This is a genomic window from Haladaptatus ordinarius (assembly GCF_054177595.1).
This window is the reverse complement of the sequence record NZ_JBPEHH010000188.1, coordinates 1-4,469: the sequence shown is the minus strand read 5'-3', so window position 1 is coordinate 4,469 and position 4,469 is coordinate 1. Positions and strand designations below refer to the sequence as shown.

Genomic DNA, 4,469 nt, shown 5'->3' with positions numbered 1-4,469 from the left:
CAAGGTTCAGTTCCAATGATGACCGCATTTTGACTCATTCCTTCTTCTCAGATCTCATTTGATTAGATTTTCTCTCTATCACTGACTTATGGGTAAGAGACAGGACTTCAGTCGTGGGTCACTGACTTCGATGAGCAAGATTTAGTACCGGTGTATTCGACGAGCGACGTTATCAATTCATTCGACACAATTTGAGAAGGAGAATAGCAGCAAGCCGCCGATCCCACAGAATGATAAGACGGCACAGAAACACGCACAGGGCGAACAATTTGCCTTCGATGTCGATGCCCCCGGAATGGTCGAAGTCACCAACGAGGCCCATGAGAAATCCACAGCCCACCAGTACACCGTCTCTATCGACGACGTGACCGACGAACTGATGGCCTGCACGTGCCCGCACCACGTCCACCGAAACGCTTACTGCAAGCACTTGGTCGCCGTCGAGAACGCAACCGACGACGGGACGCTTGACGCCTTCGCGTCCGAGGACGAAGACGATACCGAACCCGAAGACTGCGACTGTGACGGCCTCAACGGGTTCCCGTGCTGTCCATGCGTGAGAACCGGACGAAAGGAATTGACGAACTAATTCTTCTCGCTCTTCTTATTCCGTAGACATATGGGATGGGTCTGTTCGATGAACGATTCCATCGAAGTTGGAGTCAAAACTGAGAATAGAATCGATATCATATCGTTCACAGAGCGTCACGAGACTTGCGTCAGTCACACTTAAATCGTGGTCTTGATATTGGACCCATGTATCGACTGTCGCATTAAAGTCGTCGTGTCCCATCTGGATCATCTCGAGTATCTCTGGGAATGATTTGCGTCCAAGAATTCGGTCGGAGACGGTTTTTGCAGCCTCAAATGAACTAGTCCGCATTCGAGTTAGTGTGACTGTTTCGTCATAGACATAGTCACTGGTGTACGGTTGTCCGTATTCACCAGTAAGTACTGAATTCATTGCAGAAACCGCAGTATCATGGCGTTCAGCGTCTTCATCGTGATGTGCGTAAAAAACACCAGTGTCAATAAGGACGCTCATCCGTACAACTCTTCGTCGATGTCTGATTCCGATGTTTTCACGCCAGAGGAGATCATTCCTTGGTGGAACGCTTCTCGCTCCCTTGGATCGAGCGCTGGCATTTCATCGCGAAACGAATCGATGAGATCAGCTTTCGAGTCAACCGCGTGTGCAACGATCCGGGCGAGAATTTCCTGCTGCGTTACTTGCTTTCCTGCTTTTAGACGAATCTCTGCTTGGAGTTCCTCCAAATCAGACTTCGTTCCTTCGTCCATTTTCACTGACGTTGCCATGCTAGTAGACTCTTCTACTCAGCAATAAATGCTACTCTGTTCAATAGTAGTAATGTGCTGGCTCCTGTAAGGACATGACTGCCGTCGAAAACGCAACTGACGACGGAACGCTCGACGCCTTCCCCTCAGAGGACGAGACGAGACCGAATCCGAAGACTGTGACTGCGACGGCCTCAACGGATTCCCCTGCTGGCCGTGCGTGCGAACGGGACGGAAGGAACTGCCGAACTAGCCACTGCTTCAACTCTTTTTTATCCATGGCACGGTAGTTGACGGTTGGGGCTATCGCCGACCAGCGACTGCTCAAAGAGAGTATGAATGCAGCGACCGACGATACTGAAGATACCGACAGCTCTGCTCGACGTCATCAAGAAGACGCTTGCAAAGCTCGGAACGCCAATTACATTCTCAGATGCTGATGATTTTAGCGGAATGACCGATCTTGAAAAGGCTGGCGAGCGTCTGCAAATCGACGACGTGCCCCACAAAAGCTTCGTCGCTGTCGATGAGGAGGGAACAGAGGCAGCGGCAGCGACCGCTGTTGAGGTACGAGCGTCAGGAGCAGCACTCAATCCATTCGAGATGACCGTTAATCGGCCGTTCTGCTTACTGATTCGACATCGACCTACTGACACCGCACTCTTCCTCGGGCGCGTCATTGATGCGAACGCTGCTTAACCTGACTGATGAATGGATATGGAGGACACCACTGCCTCATAACTCACGATCATTGCTGCAGAAACACGCTAGCGCGCCCACTATTCCTCTAGAAATCCACCAGATAACAACTTGTGGACTCCATTTCCCTTGCTCTACCACTCCATCTTCCTGTAACTCCTGAGCCGTCCATGGGCGGACGGCCGCTCAATATCAAGCGTATCTGCCACCTACCGAGCGGTCACTGCTGGTGACCGTTTTTCTCCTTTCCGCTCTCCACACGGACGATAGAGATACCCGACAGCATCGGATCTTCTTTCTTGTGTTTGAATCGAACGTTGATGACGCCCTCCTCGACTTTCACTGTGAACGATTTCATCGTCCCTCTGTCGTGGCCGAGTTCTTTGTACATGTCATAATCGTGGAGAACCTCTTCATCCCCGATTTCGACGCTGAACTTACGTGGGCCGACACGACGATTGAGGTAATCGTCAAGATACGTCTCGGCGAAGTACAGTCGAACTTCATACTGACCGTTTTCGACCGGGAAGCGATACTGCATCTCCGTATCGTCATTGTGATCTTTTGTGTCTGCGTCCCATCGCCGACTGTGGAATATCGCTTCGGGTGTCCCGGCCGGAACCGCGGCCGTCATTGCCACCGAATCGTCGGTAGTGTTCGTGTGACTTCCGCTCCAAAGTGCGTTGCCGAACCGTGACGGGTGTTGTTCGCTATCGGGCAACCAATCGGGCCCGCCATTCATCGCCGGAAGTCGCGACCCACCAACGTTGACCCGGTAAATCACCGGACTCCGTGACTGCGTGGTTGACGTGGTCGGTGCCGCCGTGGTCGGTGCCGCCGTGGTCGAAGACACTGAGGTCGATGTCGCTGTCGTCGATATTTTTGCTGTGCGACTATTCGTTGTCGCCGAATGTTTGGTCGATTCGCCACTGGTTTGCATTACCGTGGACGTCGTCGAACTTGGAGCGGCGGTCGTCTGGTTGCTACCACCAACTGCTGGGCTCAGGATACCACCCGGAACTCCGGCCACGATTATGAGTCCTGCAACGAAGAAAACGATGCCACCCCCAATCAGGACCCCGTGCGTGAAACCATCGGATGAAGAACCTGGCACGTCTCTCACACTCCGCTAGTGTATCGCTTCATTTTCGATGGCTCATCACCCCACCGAGTTAATTATATGCCGTTTAAAGTGCAATTCATGTGGAACGAATCGCGTCGCTCACTTCTTCTGTCTCATCTACCGATTGAGGCCTTCGCCTCGGGGGACGAAGACGAGACCGAACCCGAAGACTGCGACTGTGACGGACTCGGTGGCTTCCCGTGCTGGCTATGCTTGCGGACAGAACGAACCACCGCTTCAGCCCTTTTTATCCATGGAACGACAAGTGCCGTTCTCGGAGATCACCGACCAGCGAACGCTGACCGAGTGTGCGGTTGTTTCGACCGAACGCAACGACGACACACCGACGACTGAGCGCGTCCTGCTCGACCGAGCGCAAGCACACGCGGCGAACGTCGCCGCTGAGCATTTTCCTGATTTGCCGATTGGTGCGATTGAGTGGGAGGTGTCCCACTGTGTGAAACGACAGGCAGGCGTCACCAAGTACAACCCCGAGATGGACAAGATTACGATCAGGCTCAGCTGGGAGGCCTACGACTCGCACGGTTGGGAGCAATTCAGTTCGACGGTGCGCCACGAACTGATTCACGCATGGCAGTACCACGAGGTCGGCAACGCGGATCACGGAGTGACGTTCGCCCGGTGGACGGATATGCTCGACACGACCCAATACTGCGAACGCTTTGCTGTGCCGAACTGGTGGGTGATTTGCGAGGACTGTGATGGGCGAATCGCCCGTTACAGAAATACAGGAGAAAGCCCACGACTAGTCGTGGGATGAATCCGTACAGTTTAAGCGTCCTGCAGTCGTATTTAAGGGTGCCGGAGTTCCCTCGTTGGCGAACACGGTCTTTGACCGTACCGATGTGGTTCGAGAGACGCAGCGTCTCTCGTCATCACGAGACGGCAAGCCGTCTCGAACGACTTCGCATCGACTCGTCGCGTGGTAACAAATCCGATGCCCAGTCCACCACGTCCGGGCCAACTGGTCGTCTGACGCTAAAGGTGGTACCCAGTAGACTGAATACCCTACCGTGGACGGGAATACGGTATTCCCGGTTAATACGCCGGTTGCAAATCGGTGGGAAGGCCGCTTTGACACGGCTATCCGCGCTGGAACGCACGTTCTTGGTCATAATTGGACGGCAACCGTCGAGGGAAGACGCAAAAGCGTACTTCGTTCCCGAGGAAACGCGCAACCTTGAACTCCTCTTCGAGGAATCCCACGACTTTAGTTCTGTCTCTTACCCACAAGTGCTAACGCCGCAGCTGACGAATCGAGGCTGTAAGATGCGGCATGGTTCACATAGTTGGCGGCCTGATATAGATGATGACGGAGAGTTGTGTGACA

6 protein-coding genes are annotated in these 4,469 nt (G+C 53.6%); 3 read left to right on the top strand and 3 right to left on the bottom strand.

Annotated elements, in window-relative coordinates; genetic code table 11:
• Nucleotides 1-295 precede the first annotated feature (295 nt).
• Nucleotides 296-589 carry an SWIM zinc finger family protein gene (locus tag ACR3FF_RS25865; RefSeq protein WP_458190965.1) on the top strand — a complete coding sequence of 98 codons (294 nt, stop codon included), beginning with the start codon at nucleotides 296-298 and terminating at the stop codon, nucleotides 587-589.
• Nucleotides 590-604: 15 nt separating this feature from the next.
• On the opposite strand, the gene ACR3FF_RS25860 is transcribed toward ACR3FF_RS25865, so the two are convergent.
• Together ACR3FF_RS25860 and ACR3FF_RS25855 are read right to left on the bottom strand one after the other, a co-directional pair.
• Nucleotides 605-1,045, bottom strand: coding sequence for a type II toxin-antitoxin system VapC family toxin (locus ACR3FF_RS25860; protein WP_458190964.1), 441 nt, complete (start codon nucleotides 1,043-1,045; stop codon nucleotides 605-607).
• Entirely contained in the window at nucleotides 1,042-1,317 is a 276-nt protein-coding gene (locus ACR3FF_RS25855; protein WP_458190963.1) for a hypothetical protein, read from the bottom strand. The genes ACR3FF_RS25860 and ACR3FF_RS25855 overlap by 4 nt, the downstream gene beginning before the upstream one ends.
• A 318-nt stretch (nucleotides 1,318-1,635) precedes the next feature.
• Between ACR3FF_RS25855 and ACR3FF_RS25850 the strand changes: the two genes are divergently transcribed.
• Entirely contained in the window at nucleotides 1,636-1,995 is a 360-nt protein-coding gene (locus ACR3FF_RS25850; RefSeq protein ID WP_458190962.1) for a serpin family protein, read from the top strand.
• Nucleotides 1,996-2,215: 220 nt separating this feature from the next.
• On the opposite strand, the gene ACR3FF_RS25845 is transcribed toward ACR3FF_RS25850, so the two are convergent.
• Complete coding sequence (locus ACR3FF_RS25845; RefSeq protein WP_458190961.1) at nucleotides 2,216-2,848, bottom strand: malectin domain-containing carbohydrate-binding protein; 633 nt, start codon at nucleotides 2,846-2,848, stop codon at nucleotides 2,216-2,218.
• A gap of 523 nt (nucleotides 2,849-3,371) precedes the next feature.
• Here ACR3FF_RS25845 and ACR3FF_RS25840 point away from each other — a divergent pair.
• Nucleotides 3,372-3,899: a SprT-like domain-containing protein gene (locus ACR3FF_RS25840; protein ID WP_458190960.1), complete on the top strand. Its 528-nt coding sequence runs from the start codon at nucleotides 3,372-3,374 to the stop codon at nucleotides 3,897-3,899.
• The last annotated feature ends 570 nt before the right edge of the window (nucleotides 3,900-4,469 follow it).

What these genes read in the sequence shown, in the direction of transcription:
- ACR3FF_RS25865 (WP_458190965.1), top strand. Translation starts at nt 296, where the DNA reads ATGGTCGAAGTCACCAACGAGGCCCATGAGAAATCCACAGCCCACCAG.
- ACR3FF_RS25860 (WP_458190964.1), bottom strand. Translation starts at nt 1,045, where the DNA reads ATGAGCGTCCTTATTGACACTGGTGTTTTTTACGCACATCACGATGAA.
- ACR3FF_RS25855 (WP_458190963.1), bottom strand. Translation starts at nt 1,317, where the DNA reads ATGGCAACGTCAGTGAAAATGGACGAAGGAACGAAGTCTGATTTGGAG.
- ACR3FF_RS25850 (WP_458190962.1), top strand. Translation starts at nt 1,636, where the DNA reads ATGCAGCGACCGACGATACTGAAGATACCGACAGCTCTGCTCGACGTC.
- ACR3FF_RS25840 (WP_458190960.1), top strand. Translation starts at nt 3,372, where the DNA reads ATGGAACGACAAGTGCCGTTCTCGGAGATCACCGACCAGCGAACGCTG.